General features: G+C 65.1%; 20 protein-coding genes. 12 read left to right on the top strand and 8 right to left on the bottom strand.

The genetic code is table 11. From position 1 onward, the window contains the following. The first annotated feature begins 38 nt into the window (after positions 1-38). Positions 39-2,831, top strand: coding sequence for an ATP-binding protein (locus BLR24_RS30395; RefSeq protein ID WP_139188755.1), 2,793 nt, complete (start codon positions 39-41; stop codon positions 2,829-2,831). A gap of 266 nt (positions 2,832-3,097) precedes the next feature. Here the strand turns inward: BLR24_RS30395 and BLR24_RS12375 are convergent, their stop codons facing one another. After that, positions 3,098-3,994 carry a LysR family transcriptional regulator gene (locus BLR24_RS12375; RefSeq protein WP_093017161.1) on the bottom strand — a complete coding sequence of 299 codons (897 nt, stop codon included), beginning with the start codon at positions 3,992-3,994 and terminating at the stop codon, positions 3,098-3,100. A gap of 109 nt (positions 3,995-4,103) precedes the next feature. On the opposite strand from BLR24_RS12375, the gene BLR24_RS12370 reads away from it, so the two are divergent. Beyond that, positions 4,104-4,736, top strand: a complete 633-nt coding sequence (locus BLR24_RS12370; RefSeq protein WP_093017159.1) for an FMN-dependent NADH-azoreductase — start codon at positions 4,104-4,106, stop codon at positions 4,734-4,736. 53 nt (positions 4,737-4,789) lie between these two features. After that, entirely contained in the window at positions 4,790-5,527 is a 738-nt protein-coding gene (locus tag BLR24_RS12365; protein WP_093017157.1) for a glutathione S-transferase, read from the top strand. Between the two features lie 2 nt (positions 5,528-5,529). Here BLR24_RS12365 and rsmI read toward each other — a convergent pair whose 3' ends face one another. Beyond that, positions 5,530-6,492, bottom strand: coding sequence for a 16S rRNA (cytidine(1402)-2'-O)-methyltransferase (gene rsmI / locus BLR24_RS12360; protein WP_093017154.1), 963 nt, complete (start codon positions 6,490-6,492; stop codon positions 5,530-5,532). 47 nt (positions 6,493-6,539) lie between these two features. Here rsmI and BLR24_RS12355 point away from each other — a divergent pair, with 47 nt between their 5' ends. The 3 genes from BLR24_RS12355 to BLR24_RS12345 all read left to right on the top strand — a co-directional run bounded on the left by BLR24_RS12355 (position 6,540) and on the right by BLR24_RS12345 (position 8,388). Continuing rightward, entirely contained in the window at positions 6,540-6,917 is a 378-nt protein-coding gene (locus tag BLR24_RS12355; RefSeq protein WP_093017390.1) for a YraN family protein, read from the top strand. Between the two features lie 65 nt (positions 6,918-6,982). Then, positions 6,983-7,627 (top strand): SIS domain-containing protein, encoded by a 645-nt coding sequence (locus BLR24_RS12350; protein ID WP_055808093.1) that lies wholly within the window; start codon positions 6,983-6,985, stop codon positions 7,625-7,627. Continuing rightward, positions 7,624-8,388, top strand: coding sequence for a BON domain-containing protein (locus tag BLR24_RS12345; RefSeq protein ID WP_093017152.1), 765 nt, complete (start codon positions 7,624-7,626; stop codon positions 8,386-8,388). Before BLR24_RS12350 ends, BLR24_RS12345 begins: the two co-directional genes overlap by 4 nt. A 42-nt stretch (positions 8,389-8,430) precedes the next feature. On the opposite strand, the gene BLR24_RS12340 is transcribed toward BLR24_RS12345, so the two are convergent. From BLR24_RS12340 to BLR24_RS12330, 3 genes are all read right to left on the bottom strand, one after another. Next, positions 8,431-9,339 carry an NAD(P)-dependent oxidoreductase gene (locus tag BLR24_RS12340; protein WP_093017150.1) on the bottom strand — a complete coding sequence of 303 codons (909 nt, stop codon included), beginning with the start codon at positions 9,337-9,339 and terminating at the stop codon, positions 8,431-8,433. A gap of 41 nt (positions 9,340-9,380) precedes the next feature. Continuing rightward, the gene (locus BLR24_RS12335) at positions 9,381-10,517 is read right to left on the bottom strand and encodes a PilT/PilU family type 4a pilus ATPase (protein WP_093017148.1); all 1,137 of its coding nucleotides are present in this window, start codon (positions 10,515-10,517) and stop codon (positions 9,381-9,383) included. A gap of 76 nt (positions 10,518-10,593) precedes the next feature. After that, complete coding sequence (locus BLR24_RS12330; RefSeq protein ID WP_093017146.1) at positions 10,594-11,637, bottom strand: type IV pilus twitching motility protein PilT; 1,044 nt, start codon at positions 11,635-11,637, stop codon at positions 10,594-10,596. Positions 11,638-11,688: 51 nt separating this feature from the next. On the opposite strand from BLR24_RS12330, the gene BLR24_RS12325 reads away from it, so the two are divergent. Next, positions 11,689-12,390, top strand: coding sequence for a YggS family pyridoxal phosphate-dependent enzyme (locus BLR24_RS12325; RefSeq protein ID WP_093017144.1), 702 nt, complete (start codon positions 11,689-11,691; stop codon positions 12,388-12,390). Here the strand turns inward: BLR24_RS12325 and BLR24_RS12320 are convergent, their stop codons facing one another. Next, positions 12,391-12,864: an Lrp/AsnC ligand binding domain-containing protein gene (locus BLR24_RS12320; protein WP_093017142.1), complete on the bottom strand. Its 474-nt coding sequence runs from the start codon at positions 12,862-12,864 to the stop codon at positions 12,391-12,393. An 88-nt stretch (positions 12,865-12,952) separates the two neighbouring features. Between BLR24_RS12320 and BLR24_RS12315 the strand changes: the two genes are divergently transcribed. From BLR24_RS12315 to BLR24_RS12300, 4 genes are all read left to right on the top strand, one after another. Continuing rightward, complete coding sequence (locus tag BLR24_RS12315) at positions 12,953-15,925, top strand: L-glutamate gamma-semialdehyde dehydrogenase (RefSeq protein ID WP_093017140.1); 2,973 nt, start codon at positions 12,953-12,955, stop codon at positions 15,923-15,925. 127 nt (positions 15,926-16,052) lie between these two features. Further along, positions 16,053-17,327 (top strand): Glu/Leu/Phe/Val family dehydrogenase, encoded by a 1,275-nt coding sequence (locus tag BLR24_RS12310; RefSeq protein ID WP_093017138.1) that lies wholly within the window; start codon positions 16,053-16,055, stop codon positions 17,325-17,327. A gap of 34 nt (positions 17,328-17,361) precedes the next feature. Continuing rightward, the gene (locus tag BLR24_RS12305) at positions 17,362-18,015 is read left to right on the top strand and encodes a nucleoside/nucleotide kinase family protein (RefSeq protein ID WP_093017136.1); all 654 of its coding nucleotides are present in this window, start codon (positions 17,362-17,364) and stop codon (positions 18,013-18,015) included. Between the two features lie 87 nt (positions 18,016-18,102). Further along, positions 18,103-18,789 carry a DUF2242 domain-containing protein gene (locus BLR24_RS12300; protein WP_093017388.1) on the top strand — a complete coding sequence of 229 codons (687 nt, stop codon included), beginning with the start codon at positions 18,103-18,105 and terminating at the stop codon, positions 18,787-18,789. Between the two features lie 16 nt (positions 18,790-18,805). Here the strand turns inward: BLR24_RS12300 and rocF are convergent, their stop codons facing one another. Next, positions 18,806-19,729 (bottom strand): arginase, encoded by a 924-nt coding sequence (gene rocF / locus BLR24_RS12295; RefSeq protein WP_093017134.1) that lies wholly within the window; start codon positions 19,727-19,729, stop codon positions 18,806-18,808. After that, entirely contained in the window at positions 19,726-21,783 is a 2,058-nt protein-coding gene (locus BLR24_RS12290; RefSeq protein ID WP_175543256.1) for a prolyl oligopeptidase family serine peptidase, read from the bottom strand. The genes rocF and BLR24_RS12290 overlap by 4 nt, the downstream gene beginning before the upstream one ends. Before the next feature lie 188 nt (positions 21,784-21,971). Here BLR24_RS12290 and BLR24_RS12285 point away from each other — a divergent pair, with 188 nt between their 5' ends. Beyond that, a complete protein-coding gene (locus BLR24_RS12285; RefSeq protein ID WP_093017130.1) occupies positions 21,972-23,651 on the top strand; it encodes a WS/DGAT/MGAT family O-acyltransferase in 1,680 nt (559 codons plus the stop codon). The last annotated feature ends 10 nt before the right edge of the window (positions 23,652-23,661 follow it).

Here is a 23,661-nt window from a genome sequence, read left to right as displayed (position 1 = left end):
CATTGGCCACAATCGAGGCGTGGATTCGATCAGAGTACATGAGCAAACTGAATGTCTCTTTGACGGATCGATTTGCAGAAGATGCAACGGCGGTTTGGCAAATATCCGAGCTTGCGGCTGAACAGGCAGATTTGTTCGACGTTGATCTCGGCGTATGGTTTAAATTTGTCGAAATCGTTGATCCAAGCAAAGTCGCAGCTGCGGTGCAGGAGTGCGTGCAAAAAACGCTATCCGACGCCGCCCAACTGCTCTGGAAGACGGGCGTTCCAAACGAATCACAGGATAAACGAGGCACGTGGACCATCGCCCTGGTTTTTATCGTCCAACGCCTATGTCGACAGGAGTGGGAGCGTGCCGTTCAAGACCTGCGCGCGGAAAGCGGTTTTACGGAAGAATTTTCAATAGATCTAATTGATTTCGACGATCTGTCTACCCTTGCAGCCGAGCTGTCAAATGGTAATGCAGTGCCTCAGCTCTTGTTCGCTAGTCGACGACTGCTTCAACTTCCCGTGTCAGAGATCGAAGGTTGGCTATCGGCGGATACAGCGGTTAAACGGTTGCTCGAGCATTTGCCAGATCGTTTTGCTAATGCACAAGAGCGAAAAATGGTCGCACTTATGGCCGCGAGCGTAATCGCGGAAACTTCGAGTTCAATTTCAAATCCATTCCCGGCGCAGCCGCTCCAGCTTCCCGAGATAAAAATCAACGGAATGCGAAATATCTCTGATTTTTCTTTGGCCCTAGAGAGTCCGGGTAAAAGGGTTTTTTCTCACATCATTCATGGCCCTAATGGGACCGGGAAGTCGAGTATCTTTGAGGGATTAAGTTTTGCTGTGGCAAGATCTTCCAGGCGATTGGTGGAGTATCTACGCGATCCTGATATTTTTAGGCCGATGGCATCTGCTTATGTCAAGGCGGTGCTTACGCCGTTGAGGGGAGTCCAGCCCCCAAAGATTGAAGTTAATGGAATCGATGCGCTGCTCGATCTGCCATCCGACGAACGGCAAGCTGAACAGAGATTAATCGATTCCGATGGGACCTTGCTGGCGCAGGAGGACGCACGATCATTTGTGGAGACCACGGGTCGGCAATTAGGTGCGCGCGTTTTGAGTGGCTACTCTACACTCGCGCAAAATCTCCAAAGTTTCTGTGAGAGAGAATACAACGAAGCAAATCTCAAAAGGCAGACTTGGCTTCGAGAGTTCGGAATTGCAGCTTCGGTTACTAAGGAGGAAAGTCGACTGACGAAATTGGTTGATTATTTTATAAACCGATATCATCCACCCGGTACTCAGCAGATAATTTTTTGGCTTGAAGCTTTAGCTCAACGTATCCCAGAGCATTCTGTTGAGGCAAGATCGATCGCATTTGACTGGACTGAGGCGGATTCCAAAATCAAGCGAGATGAACTTGCCAAGATTATCATTCAGCTAGAAAAACTTGGTGCTGATGCTGAGTGCGAACGTGCGGTCTATGGTTGGCTTGAGCGTCGCAACAGGGCGTCAACTCAGATGCTGCGATTGCGGAAGCAAACTGCGCACACGTGTGCTGATATGGCCCAGCAGAGGTCCGAACTCGAAGAGGATCTTTTCAAATGGCGAGCTTGGCTACAGGGGAGACGCACCCCTAATGCGATTGTGTCGAACACAAAGCTTGTGGAGCAGCAGACCGAACTAAGCAAAAGATTGCTCGAAGTCAAAAACCTTGGCCTCTCGTTGGCTGAGCATCAGCAGCATTTGAGGCAGGTTCAAGGCACCTTCTTGATTTCGTGGGCCAGCGACCATCCAGATGTTTGCCCGACTTGCGGTTCCAACCATGCGGCAGAAGGAGGGATATTGGCCACGGCCGCAAGACTTGCAACTGTTGTTGAGGAGCAAATCGTAGCTACTCGAAAAAGGTATGCGGAAATTTTGGCGCAGCTTCGAGAGGTTCAAAAAGAGGCGGAGCAAGTCGGAAATTGCCCGTTGAGTGAAGAGCGAAGAATTTTTCTTGCACATTTGCTCGGAATGCCTGGTGCAGGGTATGAGGCGCTTGAAGAAATTCTTTCAGATAATGTGGCCATGGAATCAATTCTTCGCTCAGTGGATTTGCTAATCTCGCCTCCTGATTTAGCTGTGATAGAAGATACATCGGTAGCGGCCCGAAGGGTTTGGAATGCGATAGAGGTCGAGAATGGTAGAGGTGCGGCGTTATGGGAACTTCCAGCGCAGTGGGCAAGAATAAGAGATATCATTGACAAAGAGTGTTTGGCCATCATTCAGCAGCATTTGCCCAAGACACTTCAGGCTGTATGGACCGAGCTCGCGATGACCATGACACCGGCACGCTGGAATTTATCCGACAGGCCGAGGCTTTTGGCGGAAAACAAACGCGGAAACGAAAGCCTCCGGATTGTTGTTGGAGCCGACAAGCGACAGATAGGGGCGAGGCACATCTTCAATCAAGCAGAGAACCATGTTCTCGGATTGGCGTGGTTCTTTACACGGTATATGTCTTCAGGCAGGTTTCGCCATTCTCTTATTGCTTTGGATGACCCGGCTCAAGAAATGGACCAGACGACTTTTCGGTGTTTCACGCGTCTGATCCAAACGCTTTGCCGGCTGCACGAACGCTTCGATCAGCCGTTAACGTTAGTTTTGCTTCTGCACCAGGAGGATCGGGCTCTGGACGCTTCTCGGGCAACAAACCATCAGCTAACTTCCCTCAGGTGGGCCAAAGAAATCAGCTCCGCGGAGTCCGTGGAGCAACTAGTGCTAATCAGTCCCGAGTTCAAGGCGCCGCTGCCAAAGCCACTGCAGCTCTCCTCGCAAGGTGCCGTAACAACAAACTAGTGGTGGCAACGCGCTTAATTCACGGAGCATGACCTGAAACCGACCCGCGTGAATTGCGGTGTAAAAACGGTGGAGAGAAAGCCCAAGAGGGCTGCACCCCGTTCTGGGGCCGTGTGAACTGCGGAAAGACGCGTTGTCGCCTCAAGCGCTACACGTTGTGTGATTGGTAGCGCGACCGCAAGCAGACCACGAGTGCATCCGCTTGCGAAGAGCCAACGCAGGAGAAAGCTCCAAGGATTTTCGGTCCCGCATTTGCTTCGACTCACTCACGCCGTGCGCACTCGCGGCTCGACCGCATGCGCCCCGCGCCACCGAAAGCAAGCCTCACGAACTTCGTCGGCCAGCGCTGACAGGGCTTCGGAAGCGGTGCCGCTTTTGGCGTGCTGAATCACAAACCGCGCCGGCGGCAGTGCCGGCAAAAAACTCCCCGGCGGAATGGAGCGCAGGCCGGGCGGCATTCCCGAAGGCGTCAGCACGGTGATGGCCAGGCCGGCGGCGGCGGCCGACACCAATGCGCCAGAACTCTGCGCGGTCAGCACGACCTGCCAGTTCGCCGCGCCATGGCCGGCCAGTGAAGCGAGCGCGGCTTCGCGGAACGGGCAGGGCTCCGACAGAAAGGCCAGCGGCGCGGGCGCGTCAGGGTCGAGCAGCGCGCGCTCGGAAAAGGCCCATGCCAGCGGTTCCATCCAGAGCGTTTCGGTGTCGCCACCGGCATCGCAGACCGTGCCGACCATGAGGTCGAGCGAGCGCTGCCGCACCTGTTTGGCCAGCACGGTGCTGATGCCGCCGGTGATCTCCACGTGCACGTCGGGCCGGCGCTGGCGAAAGCCTGCGAGCGCAGCAAAGAGCCATTCGCTTGGAAACCCCTCCGAGCATCCGAGGCGCAGTGTCGTCGGCGCATGGCGGGGCGCCGCGAGCCGGGAGACCGCCTGCTGCTGCAGGTTGAGGATGCTCCTCGCATAGCTCAGTAGCACGCTGCCCTGGGCGGTGAGCTGCAGCGAGCGGGTGGTGCGCTCGAAGACGCGGCAGCCCAGCTGTTCTTCGAGCCGTTTGATCTGTGCGCTGACGGCCGATTGCGTCAGGTGCATGGCTTCGGCCGCGCGGGTCACGCTGCCGTGGTCGGCAACGGAGACAAAGGCGCGCAGTTGCTGGGAGTCGAGCATGGTTTCGTTCAGTGCAGTTTGTTCTGAATTGCCGCAAATTATGTTGCTTGTGCGCGTGCTGGTTGATGCCTAGCCTCGGCTGACCTGAACCACTCACGCTCTGCAAGCCATGAAAGAACTCCTGTACATCGAGACATCGCCAAGGCAAACGCGCTCCGCCAGCATCGATGTGGCCGGCGCCTTCATCGACGAGGTGAGGCGTGTGCACCCGGCGTGCCGTGTCACCACGCTCAATCCCTGGACGATGGCGCTTCCGGAGCTGTCGCAGGACATGCTCGACGCCAAGTACGCCGGCATCAACGGCGTGCCGCTCACCGACGCCCAGCAAACGGCGTGGGACGAGGTCCGGCGCATCGCCGCGCCTTTCCACGCGGCGGACCACATCGTGCTGGCGATGCCGCTGTGGAACTTTGGTATTCCCTACAAGCTGAAGCACCTGATCGACGTGGTGTCGCACAAGGACGTGCTGTTCCGCTTCGACGCCTCGGGCCTGTCGGGCATGCTCCAGACCCGCATGGCGACGGTGGTGTGCGCGCGAGGGTTGGACTATCCGCTGGGAAAGGATGGCTCCGCGCACGCGCTCGACTTCCAGCTGCCCTACATCGAGACGTGGTTGCGGTTCATCGGCGTGCGCGAGGTGCGCTCGGTGGTGGTCGAAAAGACCTTGATGGGGCCGGAGGTCGACACTGTCGCGCGGGTTGATGCAAAACGCCGCGCGGTGGAGCTAGCCGAGGGGCTGTGAGGGACAAAAAGGGGGCGGTTGCGAGGGCGTGCGGAGCCTGACACCATGGCCGCATGACCACTACCACTTATCAACTCCACTACTGGCCCACGATCCAGGGCCGCGGGGAATTTGTGCGGCTCGCGCTCGAGGCGGCCGGCGCAAACTATGTCGACGTGGCGCGGCTGCCCGAATCAAAGGGCGGCGGCGAGTCCGCATTGGGCGACCGGCTCGACGACCCCGAAATCGTGCGGCCGTCCTTCGCGCCGCCGTTCCTGATCGATGGCGACATCGTCGTCGGGCAGACCGCGGCCATCCTACTGTACCTCGGGCCTCGCCTCGGCCTTGCGGGCGTGGGCGAATCCGACGGCCTGTGGACGCACCAGCTGCAGCTCACCATTGCCGACGTGGTGGCGGAGGCGCACGACACGCACCACCCCATCTCGACCGGCGCCTACTACGAAGACCAGCGCGACGCGGCCGTGCAGCGCGCGCGGGCCTTCCGCGACGAGCGGATTCCCAAATTCCTGAACTGGTTCGAGCGCGTGCTGCAGCGCAATCCGGCGGGCTCGTCGCACCTCGTGGGCGATGTGCTCACCTATGCCGACCTGTCGCTGTTCCAGCTGGTGGAAGGCTTGCGCTACGCGTTCCCCAAGGCCGCGGGCAGGGCGCTCGCCGAAACGCCCTTGGTCGAGAAACTGCACGACAACGTCAGGCGCCGCGAGCGCGTGCACAACTACCTGAAAAGCCCGCGCCGCATCGCGTTCAACGAAGACGGGATCTTCAGGCGCTATGCAGAGCTGGACGCCTGAGCTTATTGCTCGTCGTCAGCTGAGCCGGCCTCGCTGCGGATGCGCAGCGCCGTTTCATACAGCGCGTTGCGCGGCGCGCCGCTGATCTCGGCCGCGAGCCGCACGGCCGTTTTCACGGGCAGCTCGGCCAGCAGCAAGCGCAGCACGCGTTCGCCTTCGGCGCCATCGTCGGTGGATGCGGCCACGGGGTGCAGCACGAGCGCGAATTCGCCGCGCGTGCGATCGCGGCCGGCGGCAAACCAGCCCGGCAACTCTGCGGCGGAAACGGTCGCAATCTCCTCGAACTGCTTGGTGAGCTCGCGTCCGACGGTGATGCGGCGCTCGCCCAACGCGGCCAGCGCGCGGGCCAGGGCCTCGATGCGGTGCGGCGCCTCCAGCAGCACGACAGCGCGGGGCTCTTGCGCGAGCGCCTGGACTGCGGTGTCGCGCTCGCCGGCCTTGGTCGGCAGGAAGCCCGCGAACACGAAGGCGCTGCTGGCATTGCCGTCGCTTCCACCTTCGGCCACCAGCCCGGCCGCGCCTACCAGCGTGGTGACGCTGCTTGCGCCCGGCAGCGGCAGCACGCGCTGGCCAGCCGCACGCACGGCTGCCACCAGTCGCGCGCCAGGGTCGCTCACCCCGGGCGTGCCGGCGTCGCTCACGTAGGCAATGCGCTCACCCTGGGCGAGCCGCGCAACCACGGTTTGCGCCGCCTCGGCCTCGTTGTGCTGGTGCACGGCCAGCAGCTGGCCGCCGGGCCGATCGATGCCGTAGGCGCGCAGCAGGCTTTGCGTGTGGCGCGTGTCCTCGCAGGCAATGGCGTCCACGATCTGCAGCACGTGCAGCGCGCGCAGCGTGATGTCGGCCAGGTTGCCGATGGGCGTGGCCACGACGTAGAGCGTGCCCTGCGGATAATGCTGTGCACCCGAGGCGTCGCGCGCGGCCGCAAGGACGGCGCCGAAAGAAGCGGGTGCTAGTGAAGCCAATGGGTTTCTCCGAAGAAACAAAAAAAGAAAGCCGGCAGGGAGCAAGCATGAAGACCATCACAACGACGACCAAGCGTCGCGGCGATGCGGCGGAAGACGCCGCGCTCGATCATCTGCACGATGCCGGCCTGGTGCTGGTTGCGCGCAATTATCGAACGCCCGGACGAGGCGGCGGCGAGATCGACCTGATCATGCGCGATCCGCAGGACGCCACGCTGGTGTTCGTCGAGGTGCGGCAGCGCAGCACCGGCGCGCACGGCGGCGCCGGCGGCAGCATCACGGGCGTCAAGCAACGGCGCATCATCTTTGCGGCCCGCCACTACCTGAACAACCTGCGCACGCTGCCGCCGTGCAGGTTCGACGTGGTACTGGTCGAGGAGCGCATCACGTGGCTGAAGGCCGCATTCGATGCGGGCGGGAACTGAGCGCTCGGCATAAGCTCCACACCACACACGTCTTGTTTCATCCCCCCCCGGTATCATCCCGCCCCATGCTCGAGCAACGGATTCAGCAACACTTCATCGATAGCGCCGACCTCAAGTACCAGGCCGGCCCAGTCCTGAGCAAACCCATTTCGCAGGCCATGCAGGCCTTGCTCGCGTGCGTGACCAGCGGCGGCAAGGTGCTGGCCTGCGGTGCGGGCGTGTCGGGCCTGCTCGCGGCCCAGTTCGCGGCGCATTTCGTCGGCCGCTTCGAGCGCGAACGCCCTGAGCTGGCTGCCATCGCGCTGCCCGGCGACAGCACCGATCCCACGGCCGACAGCGCCAACGCCATCGACGCCGACCGCTTTGCGCGCCAGGTGCGCGCGCTCGGCCAGGCCGGCGACGTGCTGCTGGTGCTCAGCGCCAGCGGGCAGTCGGCCGCCGTGCTGGCCGCGGTATTGGCCGCGCATGAGCGCGACATGACCGTGGTCGCGCTGCTCGGCAACGCCAGTGCCGGCCAGGCGGCATCGCCCGGCGTGGGCAGCACCGGAACCGGTGGCGCCATCGGCCGCGCGCTGCGCGAAACGGATGTACAGATCGGCGTGTCGCACGAACGTGCGGCGCGTATCCACGAAGTCCACCTGCTCGCACTGCATTGCCTGTGCGACGGCGTGGATGCCCAGTTACTCGGAGAACAGGAAGCTTCTACATGACGACGACACCGTTCAAACGCCTTGCCATTGCATTTGCCTCGGGAGCCGTGCTGGTTGCCGGGCTCTCGGCCTGCGTGCCGCTGGTGGTCGGAGGGGCCGCCGCGGTGGGCATGGGCATGGTGGCGACCGATCGCCGCAGCTCGGGGGCCCAGCTCGACGACCAGGGCATCGAACTGCGTGCGGCCGCGCGCGTGCGAGAGATCGCCAACGACTACATGTATGTGAGCGTCACCAGCTACAACCGCCAGGTGCTGCTGACGGGCGCCGTGGGCAGCGAGGCCGACCGCCGCCGCGTCGAAGACGTGATCCAGCGCGTGGACAACGTGCGCTCGGTGGTCAACGAGCTCACCGTCGGCCCGTCCAGCACCTTCCAGGAACGCTCGAACGACCTGTTCGTCAGCGGCAAGGTCAAGGCTTCGCTGCTCGATGCCAAGGACATCTTCGCCAATTCGTTCAAGGTGGTGACCGAACGCGGCGTGGTCTACCTGATGGGCATTGCAACGCGGCGCGAAACCGATCGCGCGACCGACATCGCACGCGGCGTCTCGGGCGTGCAGAAGGTGGTGCGCGTGGTCGAGGTCGTGAGTGAATCCGAACTGGCCAATCAGGCGCAGCGCGGCGGCACAGGGGCGCCTGCACCAGCGCCTGGGCCTGGACCTGGGCCCGCGCCGTCTTCGTCTTCTTCTCGCGTGCCGCTGCCGCCGATGGAACCGCTGCCGCCGGCACAGCCCGGCGGCGCGACGCCCACGCCGGTGCGCTGACCGGAAAGCAAAGAAAAAGCCCGCTTGCGCGGGCTTTCTTTTTTACTTGAGCCGGGTGATCAGGCTCGACGTGTCCCAGCGCTTGCCGCCGGCCTGCTGCACGTCGGCATAGAACTGGTCGACCAGCGCCGTCACAGGCAGGCGCGCGCCGTTGCGCTTGGCCTCGTCGAGCACCAGGCCCAGGTCCTTGCGCATCCAGTCGACGGCAAAGCCATAGTCGAACTTGCCTTCGATCATGGTCTTGCCGCGGTTGTCCATCTGCCAGCTCTGGGCGGCACCTTTGCCGATGACGTCGAGCACCAGCTTCATGTCGAGCCCGGCGCGCTGGCCGAAGGCAATGGCTTCCGAGAGGCCCTGCACCAGCCCCGCAATGGCGATCTGGTTCACCATTTTTGCGAGCTGGCCGGCGCCGCTCGCGCCCAGCAGCGTGACGGCCCGCGCAAAGGCTGCCATCACGGGCTTGGCCCGTTCGAAGCTCGTCTTGTCGCCGCCGCACATGACGGTGAGTGCGCCGTTCTGCGCGCCGGCCTGCCCACCGGACACCGGCGCATCGATGAACTGGAAGCCGGCCGACTGCGCCGCATTCGACAGCTCGCGCGCCACGTCGGCCGAAGCGGTGGTGTGGTCGACAAAGACGCTGCCTTGCTTCATGCCCGCGAAGGCGCCGTTCGGGCCCAGCACCACGGCGCGCAGGTCGTCGTCGTTGCCGACGCAGCTGAAGACGATGTCGGCGCCGGCTGCCGCTTCGCGCGGGGTGGCGGCATGGCGGCCGGGGGCGCCGAATTCGGCCACCCAGGCTTCGGCCTTGGCCGGGGTCCGGTTGTAGACCGTGACCTTGTGGCCGGCTTTGGCCAGGTGCCCGGCCATCGGCCCGCCCATGACGCCAAGGCCCAGGAAAGCCACCGTCTGGGCGGGTACGGATTCGTAGGTTCGGGAGTTGATGCTGCTCATGGGCCAGAGCTTAAAGCCAACGCAGCGCCCGCGTCACGCGTCTAGACAATCGCGAAGTGCTCGGTGCCTGCTGCGAGGTCGGTGCTGCGCGCGCGCTGGCTGTTGAGCTTGATCTGCAGGCGCAGGTCGTTGGCCGAATCAGCGTTGCGGATGGCGTCGTCGAAGGTGATCGAATGGCTCTCGAACAGGTCGAACAGCGCCTGGTCGAAGGTCTGCATGCCCAGGTTGCGGCTCTTGCGCATGATCTCCTTGATCTCGCCCACCTCGCCCTTGAAGATCAGGTCGGAAATGAGCGGCGTGTTCAGCAGCACTTCCACAGCCGCCACGCGGCCCACGCCGTCCTCGGTGGGCACCAGGCGCTGCGAAACCAGCGAGCGCAGGTTCAGCGACAGGTCCATCAGCAGCTGGGCGCGACGCTCTTCGGGGAAGAAGTTGATGATCCGGTCCAGCGCCTGGTTGGCGCTGTTCGCGTGCAGCGTGGCCATGCAAAGGTGGCCGGTTTCGGCAAAAGCCACTGCATGCTCCATGGTTTCGCGGTCGCGGATTTCGCCCATCAGAATCACGTCGGGCGCTTGGCGCAGCGTGTTCTTGAGCGCGGCTTCCCAGCTGTCGGTGTCAATGCCCACTTCGCGCTGCGTCACCACGCAGTTCTTGTGCGGATGCACAAATTCGACCGGGTCTTCCACCGTCACGATGTGGCCGTAGGAGTTCTCGTTGCGCCAGTCGATCATTGCCGCCAGCGTGGTCGACTTGCCCGAGCCCGTGGCGCCCACCAGGATCGTGAGGCCGCGCTTGGTCATTGACACGTCCTTCAGCACCTGCGGCATGCCCAGGCCGTCGATGGTCGGCAGCTTGGCCGGAATGGTCCGCAGCACCATGCCGACCTTGCCCTGCTGCACAAAGGCGTTCACGCGGAAGCGGCCGATGCCGGTCGGCGAGATCGCAAAGTTGCATTCCTTGGTGCGCTCGAACTCCGCCGTCTGGCGGTCGTTCATGACCGAGCGCGTGAGCGCCAGCGTGTGCTGCGCGCCCAGCGCCTGCTGCGACACCTTGGTGACCTTGCCGTCGACCTTGATCGCGGGCGGAAAGTCGGCGGTGATGAACAAGTCGCTGCCGTTGCGGCTCACCATGAGCTTGAGCAGGTCGTTGATGAACTGGCTGGCTTGATCGCGTTCCATGTGCGACTCCTGATTCAGTGTGCCGTCATTATTCGACGAACGCGGCGTTTAAAAGTTGATCCCCATGCGGGGACAGTCACCCGGGGAAGTTTTCGGGAATCTTGGCCTTGCCGCGCGCTTCCGCCGCCGAAATGGCACTGCGCCGCACGAGCTCGGTCAAATTCTGGTCCAGCGTCTGCATGCCCGAGCCCTGGCCGGTCTGGATGGCCGAATACATCTGCGCCACCTTGGCCTCACGAATCAGGTTTCGGATGGCCGGCGTGCCCAGCATGATCTCGTGCGCCGCCACGCGGCCCTGGCCGTCCTTGGTCTTGCAGAGCGTCTGCGAGATCACGGCCTGCAGCGATTCGGACAGCATGGCGCGGATCATTTCCTTTTCCTCGCCCGGGAACACGTCGATGATCCGGTCGATGGTCTTGGCGGCCGACGAGGTGTGCAGCGTGCCGAACACCAGGTGGCCCGTTTCGGCCGCGGTCATCGCGAGTCGAATGGTTTCCAGGTCGCGCAGCTCGCCCACCAGAATGGCGTCCGGGTCTTCGCGCAGCGCAGAGCGCAGGGCGTTGGAGAACGAGAGCGTCATCGGCCCGACCTCGCGCTGGTTGATCAGGCACTTCTTCGATTCGTGCACGAACTCGATCGGGTCTTCCACCGTGAGGATGTGGCCGTACTCGTTTTCGTTCAGGTAGTTGACCATCGCGGCCAGCGTGGTCGACTTGCCCGAGCCGGTGGGTCCGGTCACCAGCACCAGCCCGCGCGGCTTGAGCGCCAGTTCCGCGAAAATCTTGGGCGCGTTCAGCTGCTCCAGCGTCAGGATCTTCGAAGGAATGGTCCGGAACACCGCGGCCGCACCGCGCGCCTGGTTGAAGGCATTCACGCGGAAGCGCGCCAGGCCGTCGATCTCGAACGAGAAGTCGACCTCCAGGAACTCTTCGTAGTGCTTGCGGTGCGTGTCGCTCATGATGTCGTACACCATGGCGTGCACCGCCTTGTGGTCGAGCGCATCGACGTTGATGCGCCGCACGTCGCCGTGAACGCGAATCATCGGCGGGAGGCCGGCCGACAAGTGCAGGTCGGAGGCTTTGTTCTTGACGCTGAATGCCAGCAGTTGGGTAATGTCCACGGGGCTCCTCGATCGAGTTCGGTGACGTTTTGATACGATTTGGGGACGATTATGACGATGATTGGCGACGACCTCCAGCAAGTAAAGAGCCGGATCGCAAAGGCGTGCGCCGCCGAAGGGCGCAACCCGGCCGAAGTCCGGTTGCTGGCGGTGTCCAAGACCTTCGGGCCGGAGGCCGTGCGCGAGGCCTTCGAGGCAGGGCAGCGGGCCTTCGGCGAGAACTATGTGCAAGAGGGGCTGGACAAGATCGAGGCGCTTTCGGATCTGCGCGCGGAACTCGAATGGCACTGCGTCGGCCCTCTGCAAAGCAACAAGACGCGGCCCGTGGCCGAGCATTTCGACTGGGTGCACGGCATCGACCGCTTGAAGATTGCGGAGCGTCTTTCGGCCCAGCGGCCCGCGCATTTGCCGCCGCTTCAGGTGTGCCTGCAAGTCAACGTGGATGGCGGCGCGAACAAGTCCGGCGTGACTCCCGAAGAGGCGCTGCCCCTTGCGCGCGCTGTGGTGGCTTTGCCACATTTGAAGCTGCGCGGGCTCATGGCCATTCCCGAACCGGCGCCGGATTTCGCCGCGCAGCGCGAACTGTGCCTGCGCGCCCGCGCCGTCTACGACGCCATTAACGCCGCGGGCATCGAGATCGACACGCTCTCGCTCGGCATGAGCGCCGACCTCGAGGCGGCCATCAGCGCCGGCAGCACGATGGTGCGCATCGGCACCGCCATCTTCGGCGGTCGTCCCCGCAAGCCGGCCTGACTAGATGCCCAGCGGCAGCCTCGCGCTGCTCTTCACTTCTTCCATGACGGCGTAGGTGCGCGTCTCGCGCACGCCGGGCAGTTGCCACAGCACGGTGCCCGCGAACTCGCGGTAGGCCGCCATGTCGGCCATGCGGGTCTTGAGGAGGTAGTCGAAGCCGCCCGCCACCATGTGGCATTCCATGATCTCGTCGCGCACCTGCACGGCCGCCTTGAACTGGTCGAACACGTTGGGCGTGGTGCGGTCGAGCAGTATTTCGACGAACACTGTGAGGCCGCGCCCGAGCTTGTGGGGATCGAGCCGAGCCTCGTAGCCCAGGATGAAACCATCGCGCGTGAGCCGCTGCACCCGGGCCAGCACGGCGGTGGGTGAGAGCGCCACCGCCTCGGCCAATTTGAGGTTGGTGATGCGGCCATCCTGCTGAAGAATCTTCAGGAGCCGGAGATCGATGCGGTCCAGGTCCAAGTCGTGCATTGGTGAATTATCCGGTTGAGGTTGTCATTTTTGGCAAAAGATTCGGTCTATATCCAAAGACCATAGGGGATAGAACCAAGGAACTGCCATGCACCTGCCCATCCCTTACCGGCCCGAAGCCGATGTCGTCTCGCACCGCCTCGCCTCTCTGGCAGGCGCACTCGAATGGAGCGCCGCGGCGGCCGCCGCCCGGCCTTGGGTGGAGGCGGTGCGCAAGCATCCGCCGCCCTTCTGGGCCATGGAAAGCCTGCTGCGCGAATACCCCATTTCCAGCGCAGAGGGCCTGGCCTTGATGCGCTTGGCCGAAGCGCTGCTTCGCGTGCCCGACGCCGCCACGGCCATTGCGCTCACGGCCGACCAGCTGGGCCGTGCCGATTTCGAAGGTGCGGCCGACTCCACGCTGTCGCGCCTTTCGTCCGCGGCCATCGCCATGTCGAAGAAGTTCCTGCCTGAAGGGGACCATCCGCCTGGCCTCATGGCCAAGCTGGGCGCTCGCACGGTGGTGGCTGCCACGCTGCGCGCGGTGCAGCTGCTGGGGCGCCAGTTCGTGCTGGGCCAGACCATTGCCGAAGCCATGGACGAGGCCCGCTCGGCGCACCGTAAGCACAATGCCCTGCGCTTCAGCTACGACATGCTCGGCGAAGGCGCGCGCACCGACGCCGATGCGCTGCGCTACCTCGACAGCTACACGCATGCCATCCGTGCCATCGCAACCGGCGCCGATGCGGCACGCACGCCCGAGCACAACGACGGCATTTCCATCAAGCTCAGCGCACTGCATCCGCGCTACGAAGACGCGCAGCGCGAACGCGTGATGCGCGAACTGGTGCCGCGCGTGTGGCAGCTGTGCGAGCTGGCGGCCGCGGCCAACCTCAACCTCACCATCGACGCGGAAGAGGTCGACAGGCTCGAGCTCTCGCTGGACGTGTTCGAGGCGCTGGCCGCGCGCGTGGCGGCCGAGCAGCCGCAGTGGCGCGGCTTCGGCCTCGCGCTGCAGGCCTATCAGACGCGCGCGCTCGAGCTGATCGAGCATGTCACGGCGGTGGCGCGCAAACACCGGCTGCGCCTGATGTGCCGGCTCGTGAAGGGCGCCTATTGGGACGCCGAGATCAAGCGTGCGCAGGAGCTTGGGCTGCCGCACTATCCGGTCTTCACGCACAAGCATCACAGCGACATCAGCTACCTGGCCTGCGCGCGCGCGCTGCTTTCGGCGCCCGACGCGATCTATCCGCAATTTGCGACGCACAACGCGGGCACCATCGCGGCCATCCTGCAGATGGCCGAAGCGGCGCGGGCGCCGTTCGAGTTGCAGCGCCTGCATGGCATGGGCGAGGGCGTCTACCGCGAAGTCATGAAGAGCACGGCCGCGCCGGTGCGCGTGTATGCGCCGGTGGGCCAGCACAAGGACCTGCTGGCCTACCTCGTGCGGCGCCTGCTGGAGAACGGCGCGAATTCGTCGTTCGTGAACCAGCTGGGAGACGAAACGGTGGACCTCGACGAGCTGCTCATGTCTCCGCTCTGGCTCGAGCCCACCAACCCTGCCTTGCCGTTGCCGCCGGCGCTCTATGGGCCGCTTCCTGCACGGCGCAACAGCGAAGGCCTGGACCTTGCGGTCGAGTCGATGCGCGCGCCGCTGCTGGCGGCCCTGTCGACCACCGCCGTGCCTCGCGTCGAAGTGTTCGATGCCGGCAACGCGCCACGAGCTGTCGCTGCCAGCGCGGCCAGCTTCCGCAGCTGGCGCAAGACGCCGGTGGAAAAGCGCGCCGCGATGCTGCGCCAGGCCGCCGATGCGCTCCAGCGCGAACTGCCGCGCTTCTGCGCGCTGCTGGTGAAGGAGGCCTTCAAGACCTGGGGCGACGCGGTCGCCGAAGTGCGCGAGGCCGTCGACTTCCTGCGCTACTACGCCGACGAGGCCGAACGCATCATGCAGCCCGTGGCGCTGCCCGGCCCCACGGGTGAGAGCAATGAACTGTGGCTCACCGCGCGCGGGCCCTGGGTCTGCATCAGCCCCTGGAATTTTCCGCTCGCGATCTTCATGGGCCAGGTGGCGGCCGCGCTGGCCACGGGCAACACCGTGCTGGCCAAGCCGGCCGAGCAGACGCCCGCCGTCGCTCTTGAAGCCGTGAAGCTGCTGCACGCCGCCGGCGTGCCGGCCGATGCGGTGCAATTGCTGCACGGGCCGGGCGAAACAGTCGGTGCCGCGCTGGTCTCGGCGCCCGGCGTAGCGGGCGTGGTGTTCACCGGCTCGACGCAGGTGGCCCGCATCATCCATCGCGCACTCGCCGCCAAGGACGGCCCCATCGTGCCGCTGATCGCCGAGACCGGCGGCATCAACGCGATGCTGGTCGATTCGAGCGCGCTGCCCGAGCAGGTGGTCGATGCGGTGGTGCAGAGCGCATTCCGCTCGGCCGGCCAGCGCTGTTCGGCGCTGCGCCTTCTGGTGCTGCACGACAGCATTGCCGATGCGGTGATCGAGATGATCCGCGGCGCGGCCGGGGAACTCGCTGCCGGTGACCCGGCCCTGCTGGCGACCGACGTGGGTCCCGTGATCGACGGCGAAGCCGCCGACAACATCCGGCGCGACCTGAAGCGGCTGGACTCGGAAGCGAAGCGCCTGCTCGCACCGGTGTCTTCTTCAGCCGAGGGCAACCTGATTCCGCCGCAGGCCTACGAGGTGCGCTCCATCGACCGCGTGACGAGCGAGATATTCGGCCCGGTGCTGCAGATCGCGCGCTGGGGCCATGGCGAACTGAGCGACCCTGCGGACGTAATCGAACGCATCAATGCGCTGGGTTATGGCCTCACGCTCGGCATCCAGACCCGCATCGATTCACGCGCGCAGGCGCTCGCCACCCGCGCGCACGTGGGCAACATTTATGTGAACCGCAACATCATCGGCGCGGTGGTCGGCGTGCAGCCCTTCGGCGGCGAGGGCCTGAGCGGCACCGGGCCCAAGGCGGGCGGGCCGCACTATCTGTATCGCTTCTGTGGCGAGCAGACGGTCACGGTCAACACCACCGCTGCTGGGGGCAATGCGGCGCTGCTGAGCGCGGTGGCGTAGGCCCTTGGGCGGGCTGGCCGGCCAAGCCTCTCTTGCATAACCCGCCAGCGCGGCGCGCATAAGCCATGGCGCTGCGGGCGGGAGAGGTCTATCGTTGCGGCCATCCATTCAAACCAAGGGACCTCCCATGAGTGAAAAGCTCTCCTTCGTCAATCCGACCGCCAACAGCCCCTGGGGCACATACCTCTCGCAGGTCGACCGCGTGGTGCCGTATCTCGGCCCGCTGGCCCGCTGGGTCGAGACGCTCAAGCGTCCCAAGCGCGCGCTGATCGTCGACGTGCCGATCGAGATGGACGACGGCAGCATCGCCCACTTCGAGGGCTACCGCGTGCAGCACAACATGAGCCGCGGCCCGGGCAAGGGCGGCGTTCGCTTCCACCCCGACGTCACGCTCGAAGAAGTGATGGCGCTGTCGGCCTGGATGACCATCAAGACGGCCGCCGTCAACCTGCCCTACGGCGGTGCCAAGGGCGGCATCCGCGTCGATCCCAAGAAGCTGTCGCTGCAAGAGCTGGAGAAGGTCACGCGCCGCTACACCAGCGAGATCGGCATCATCATCGGCCCGCACACCGACATTCCCGCGCCCGACGTGAACACCAACGCGCAGATCATGGCGTGGATGATGGACACCTACTCGATGAACGTCGGCGGCACCGCCACCGGCGTGGTCACCGGCAAGCCGCTGCACCTGGGCGGCTCGCTCGGCCGCGTCAAGGCCACCGGCCGCGGCGTGTTCGTCACGGGCCGCGAAGCGGCGCGACGCCTGGGCATGGATCTGCGCGGCGCACGCATCGCGGTGCAAGGCTTCGGCAACGTGGGCTCGGTTGCGGCCGAACTCTTTGCCGAGGCGGGTGCCAAGATCGTCGCGGTGCAGGACCACACCGGCACCATCGTCAACCCGAACGGCCTCGACCTGACGAAGCTGGTGCCCATCTCGCGCACCGATGGCGTGGTCGGCTTCAAGGCCGGCGGCGACGTCGTGCCGAACGAAGACTTCTGGGAAGTGGCTTGCGACATCCTGATTCCGGCCGCGCTCGAAGGCCAGATCACGGCCGAGCGCGCGCAGAAAACGACCGCCAAGCTGGTGCTCGAAGGCGCCAACGGCCCCACGGTGCCCGTGGCCGACGACATCCTGGCCGAGCGCGGCGTGCTGGTGGTGCCCGACGTGATCTGCAACGCCGGCGGCGTGACGGTGAGCTACTTCGAATGGGTGCAGGACTTCTCGTCCTTCTTCTGGGACGAGGACGAGATCAACGTGCGGCTGGACCGCATCATGATGAACGCGCTCAATCAGATCTGGGACACGGCCGACAAGCACAAGATCTCGCTGCGCACTGCCACCTATGCGGTGGCTTGCGAGCGGATCCTGATGGCTCGCCAAGAACGCGGTCTGTATCCCTGATTCTCGGAGCGAAGGAGGGTTGTACGCTCGGGGGATGAGCACCATCCCCGCGCAAGACTTTCCCTCCATTCCCGCCGACAGCCTGGCGCGCCTGCAGGCCCTGATGGCCGGCGGGCAGCGCAAGCTGCTGGGGCTGGTCGGCGCGCCGGGCGCGGGCAAGTCCACGCTCGCGCTGGCGCTGCTCCAAGCGGTGGGCGCGGGCCGCGCGCAGGTCGTGCCGATGGACGGTTTTCACCTGGCCAACGTCGAGCTGCAACGGCTCGGCCGTGCCGGCCGCAAGGGCGCACCCGATACCTTCGACAGCGCCGGCTATGTAGCGCTGCTGCAGCGGCTGCGCGAGCAGGGGCCGGACGACCCCATCGTCTACGCCCCCGAGTTCCGCCGCGAGATCGAGGAGCCGATCGCCGGCGCCATCGCGGTGCTGCCAGAGACGCAGCTGGTCATCACCGAAGGCAACTATCTTCTGCACGACGACGGCCCCTGGGCCGGCGCGGCGGCCATGCTCGACGAGGTCTGGTACGTCGACATCGACGATGCGGTGCGCGAAGAGCGTTTGCAAAAGCGCCACCAGCAGTTCGGCCGCAGCGCCGAGGCCGCGCGCGACTGGGTGGCCCGCACCGACGCGCCCAATGCCCGGTTGATTGCCGCGACGCGCGTGCGTGCGCACCACGTGCTGCGCTGGTCCTGAAAAATTCTTGCGCCGCGTTGGGAACGCCGGCGCCCGGCGATGCTCGAAACCTCGCCGGCGGAGACGCCGGTTAGGATTCGCCGCGCCATGATCATGCCCCTTCGCTTCTCTTCTGACCTTTCCGTTCTTCGCACGCCGGTTCTGGTCCTCGGCCTGTTGTCGTCCCTCCTGCTCACCGCCTGCGGTAGCAGCCCGCGCCGGGTGTCGTACGAAACCGAGGAGTTCGACTCCACCACCACCCACACGCGCACCTACGCCGCCACCGAGGCCCAGACCTGCGAAGCCGCGCGACGCGCCCTGCTGAGCCAGGGCTACATGATCAACGCGGCCAATCCCGACCTGGTGACGGGTCGCAAGAGTTTCCAGCCGGCCTTCGAGGTGCACGTGGAGGTCGAGTTCCGCGTGGTGTGCGCGCGCGAAGGCGGCAAGGCCGGCAAGCGAAGCACCGTGGCCTTTGCGACCGCGCTGCAAGACCGCTATGGCATCAAGAAGGTCAACAACTCGGCCAGCGTCGGCGTCGGCGCCTTCGGCTCGCTCTCGCTGCCTTTTGCAGGCAGCGACGACGCCATGGTCAAGGTGGCCAGCGAGACGCTCACCGACGAACTCTTCTACGACCGCTTCTTTGCGCTGCTCGACCGCTTCCTGGAAGGCCAGGGCGGCGAAGAGCCGGCAACCCCCAGCGTCGCGCCCGAAGCTCCGCGGCCATCGGCGCCGCTGGCACCCCCGGCGCCGGCCACGCCTTTTCCGGTGAAGCCGGTACCGAACCCGGGTTGAGACCGGCCTGACGCGCTCAGCGCACCAGCGTCGACTTTCCGAACAGGCTCTCGATCAGCTCCACCGCCACCTCGGCGGTCTGGTTGCGCACGTCGAGCGCAGGGTTGAGCTCCACCACGTCGACCGAGCCGAGCCGGCCGGTGTCGGCGATCATTTCCATGCACAGCTGCATCTCGCGGTAGGTCGGGCCGCCGCGCACGCCGGTGCCCACGCCCGGCGCGATGTTCGGGTCGAGGCAGTCCAGGTCGAAGCTCACGTGCAGGTGGGTGTCCTCGTCCACGTCCTGCAGCGCCTCGGTCATGGTGGTGCGCATGCCGTGCTCGTCGATGTGGCGCATGTCGAACACGTGCAGGCCGAGGGTGCGAATGGCTTCCTTCTCGTCGGCATCGACGCTGCGGATGCCGATGAAGCGGATGGCGTCATGCTCGAGCGCCGCGCGCTCGCCGCTCCAACCGGTGAGCACCGCGGGCCCGTGGCCCAGCAGGCACGACACGGGCATGCCGTGCAGGTTGCCGCTCGGGCTGGTGGTTTCGGTGTTGACGTCGGAGTGCGCATCGAGCCACACCACGCGCAGCTTCTTGCCGCGCTTGCGCGCATGCCAGGCCACGGCGCTGACCGAACCGATGGCAAGGCAATGGTCGCCGCCCAACATGAGCGGCACGTGGCCGGTGCCCAGCGCGGTGTCCACCGCCGCATAGACGGAGCGGTTCCACGCGATCACCTCGTCGAGATGGCGCAGGCCGTTCGTGGGCGCCGTCCACGGGGTGGCCGGCCCGGCGAGATTGCCGCGGTCGAGCACGGTGAAGCCCTGCCGCGCGAGCGCCTCCGGAAGCCCCGCCACGCGCAGCGCATCAGGGCCCATGCCGGCACCGCGTACGCTGGCGCCGACGTCGGTGGGCGCGCCGATCAGTTCGAGGGTGGTGCCGTTGTCGTTGCTCATGTCGATGTGCGTCCGATGTGCTTCCAAAGATAGGCATAGCCCAGGGCATCCATGAAGGCCGATTCCTTGTTGTCCGCCGCCGCGCTGTGGCCGCCTTCCATGTTCTCGTAGAAGCTGGCGTCGTAGCCCATGGCGGCCAGTTTCGCGTACATCTTGCGCGCATGCACCGGGCCCACGCGGTCGTCGCGCGTCGACGTGGTGAAGAGCGCTGGCGGGTAGGGCTGCCCCGGCCTGGCGTTCTCGTAGGGCGAGAACGCCTGGATCCACGCCCATTCTTCCGGATCTTCCGGGTCGCCGTATTCGGCAATCCACGAGGCGCCGGCCGAAAGCTGGGTGTAGCGCTTCATGTCGAGCAGCGCCACCTCGCTCACGATGGCGCCATAGAGCTTGGGATGGAGCGTGAGCATGTTGCCCATCAGCAGGCCACCGTTGCTGCCGCCCATGGCGCCCAGGTGTTGCGGCGAGGTGATGTTGCGCGCGATCAGGTGCTCGGAAACAGCGGCAAAGTCTTCGCAGGTGCGCAGCCGGTTCTCTTGCAGCGCGGCCTGATGCCAGCGTGGCCCGTACTCGCCGCCGCCGCGGATGTTGGCCACCACGTACACGCCGCCCTGATCGAGCCATGCACGGCCGATGCTGCCGCTGTAGCTCGGCTGCAGCGAGATCTCGAAGCCGCCGTAGGCGTACTGCAGCGTCGGGTTCCTGCCGTCGGCCTGCAGGTTCTTCGGCGCGATCTCGAAATAGGGCACGCGCGTGCCATCCTTCGAAGTAGCGAAATGCTGGCTCACGCGGTGGCGCGAGGCATCGAAGAAGGCGGGGCTGTCCTTCAGCGGCTCGGGCTCGCCCTGGCCGATGGTGCCGATGTAGAGCGTGGTCGGCTGCAGAAAGCCGCTCACGGTCAGAAAATAGTCGTCGTTCTCGTCTTCGTCGATGCCGCCGGCCGCGATGGTCGAGAGCTCCGGGGCGCCACCCAGGCTTTCGCGTTTCCATTCTTGCGAGCCGGCTTGCGGGGTGAGCACCTCGAGCTTGTTCACCACGTCGTGCATCACATTGAGGATCAAGTGGTGACGGGTCCACGAATGGTCGTCGAGCGCGGTGGTGTCGTCGGGCTCGAACAGCACCGTGATCTCGCGCTTGCCGGCCATGTAGTCGTCGAACCGAGTGGCCAGCAGCGAGCCCGGCTTGTAGGTGGTGCCGGCCACCGTCCAGGGGCTGCGCGGCTCGACCAGCATCCACTCGCGCGTGATGTCGGCGTTGGCATCGTCGGGCACATCGATCTTCGCGAGCCGGCCGTCGCTGCCGCGCAGCCAGGTTTCGCTGTCGTAGAAGTCCATCTGGCGCGAGACGAAGTCGCGCTCGAAGCCCGGCGTGTTGTCGCGCCAGGCGCTGACCGTCATGTCGTCCATGCCGCCTTCGTACACCACCTGCGCGTTCTCCAGCGGTGTGCCGCGCTTCCACTCTTTCACGATGCGCGGATAGCTGGAGCTGGTCATCGAGCCGGGGCCGAAGTCGGTGGCCACGTAGAGGTGGTCGATGTCTTTCCATGCGACGCTGTTCTTGGCCTCGGGCAGCGTGAAGCCGCCGGAGACGAACTGCTTGAGCTCGAGGTCGAACTCGCGCACCACGTCGGCATCGGCACCGCCGCGCGAGAGCGAGATCAGGCAGCGCTTGTACTCGGGCTGCAGGCACTGCGCGCCGTGCCAGACCCAGTTTTCCTTGTCGGCCTCGGCCAGCGCATCGAGATCGATCACGGTTTCCCAGTCGGGCTGCGGCTTGCGGTATTCGGCCAGCGTGGTGCGGCGCCACAGGCCCTTGGGGTTCTTCTTGTCGCGCCAGAAGTTGTAGAAGAGCGGCCCGATCTTGCGCACCATTGGAATGCGCGCATCGGAGTCGAGCACTTCGAGAATGCCTTGCTCCATGCGCTCGAAGGCGGCCGATTGCGCATAGCGCTGCACGGTCTTCGCGTTGTTCTGACGGGCCCAGTCGAGCTGTTCGGCGCCGTCGATGTCTTCGAGCCACAGGAACTCGTCGGTCTGCATGGAAGCGATGGATGTCATGGGCCCAGTGTACGAATCCGGCATGAAGAGGGCATGGTTCGCGCAGGCCCGGCGAAAGCTATTGAATTAATAGCGCATCGTGCAAGGGTCTCGGGACAAACCCGCGTTCGCTGCTTTCGGTCCGATTCGCAGGGCCGCGCACGGGTATCCTGCCGGACGGCGCCTGCGCACACAAGGAGACACGACACATGAAACACCTGAGCGGTCTTGATGCCACCTTCCTGCACCTGGAGACCCCCGAGATGCCGATGCACGTGGGTTCGCTCAACGTGCTCGATCTGCCCAAGGGCTACGAGGGCGACTTCTACGAGGACGCCAAGCAGTTCATGGCCAGCCGCATTCACCTGGCCGACGTGTTCACGCGCAAGCTCGCGCTGATGCCCTTCGACCTGACCAACCCGGTGTGGGTGGAAGACGACGACATCGACCTCGACTACCACGTGCGCCACATCACGCTGCCCAAGCCCGGCACCAACCGGCAGCTGCAGCAGTACGTGGCGCGGCTGCATTCCACGCTGATCGACCGCAGCCGCCCGATGTGGGAGTTCTTCATCATCGACGGCCTGAAGAGCGGGCAGGTGGCGCTCTACACCAAGGTGCACCATGCGGGCATCGACGGGCAGGCCGGCGTGGCGCTCGGCAAGGCCATCTTCGATCTCGAGGCCACGGGCCGCGTGGTGAAGCCGCCGCGCTCACGCCCGCGCAGCAGCGGCTACCAGCTGGGCATGGCCGAACTCGCGACCGCGGCGCTGCGCAACACGGCGCAGCAGTACGTCAAGCTCTTCAAGATGGCGCCGGCCATCGCGCGTGCTCTGGGTGGGCTCGCCAAGCCGGACGAGAAGGCGGCCGAGAAGAACGCAGCCACCGCGCCCAAGAAGTTCAACCTCTTTGCGCCGCGCACCTCGCTCAACGTGTCGATCACCAACCAGCGCACCTTTGCCGGCCGCACCATTTCGCTGGCCGAGACCAAGCACATCGCCAAGCACTTCGGCGTGTCGCTCAACGACGTGGTGATGGCCACGGTGGCCGGCGCGCTGCGCCACTACCTGGCCGACAACAACGAGCTGCCCGCCAAGCCGCTGGTGGCCGGCGTGCCCGTGAGCCTGCGCGAAGCGGGCGACGAGACGGCCAACAACCAGGCCAGCATGATCCTGGTGAGCCTGGCCACCGACATCACCGACCCCGTGCAGCGGCTCAAGGCCATCAACGCCTCGTCGACCAGCTCGAAGTCGACCATGAACCGCTTCAAGGCGGTGATCCTCGACGACTTTCCCACCTTTGCCGCGCCCTGGCTGGTGTCGGGCATCGCCTCGATGGTCGGGCGCTCGGGGCTCGTGAACCTGCTGCCGCCGGGGGCCAACGTGGCCATTTCCAATGTGGCCGGCGCGCCGTTTCCGATGTACTTTGCGGGCGCGCTCGTCACCAGCTACTACCCGGTGTCGATCGCAGGCCACGGCATGGCGCTGAACGTCACGGTGCAAAGCTACAACGGGCGCATGGACTATGGCCTCATCGCCTGCCGCCGCGCGGTGCCCGACATCACCGAGATTGGCGACTACCTGCTGGCTGAGCACCAGTTGCTGATGAGCCTGACGCAGAGCCATCCCGCGGCAGTGCCGAAGGCGGCGGCTCCCGAGCCGGCACCCCTCGCGAAGGCGGCGGCCAAACCTGCCTCCAAGCCCGCAGTGGAACCTGCGGTGAAAAAGGCCGCATCCAAGAAGGCGCCCGCAGCGAAAGCCCCCGCGGCCAAGGCGCCGGTCGCCAAGACAGCCGCCAGGAAAGTGCCCGCCAAGGCGGCCGCGGGCAAGGCGCCGCCGCGCAAGCCCGCCGCGCCGGCCAAGCGCGCCAGGGCGGCTGCTGCGGCATGATCCGCAGGCC

The organism is Variovorax sp. OV700, assembly GCF_900099805.1.
Taxonomy (GTDB): Bacteria; Pseudomonadota; Gammaproteobacteria; order Burkholderiales; family Burkholderiaceae_C; genus Variovorax.
The sequence above is the reverse complement of the archived record's forward strand: the minus strand, read 5'-3'. Positions and strand labels throughout refer to the sequence as shown.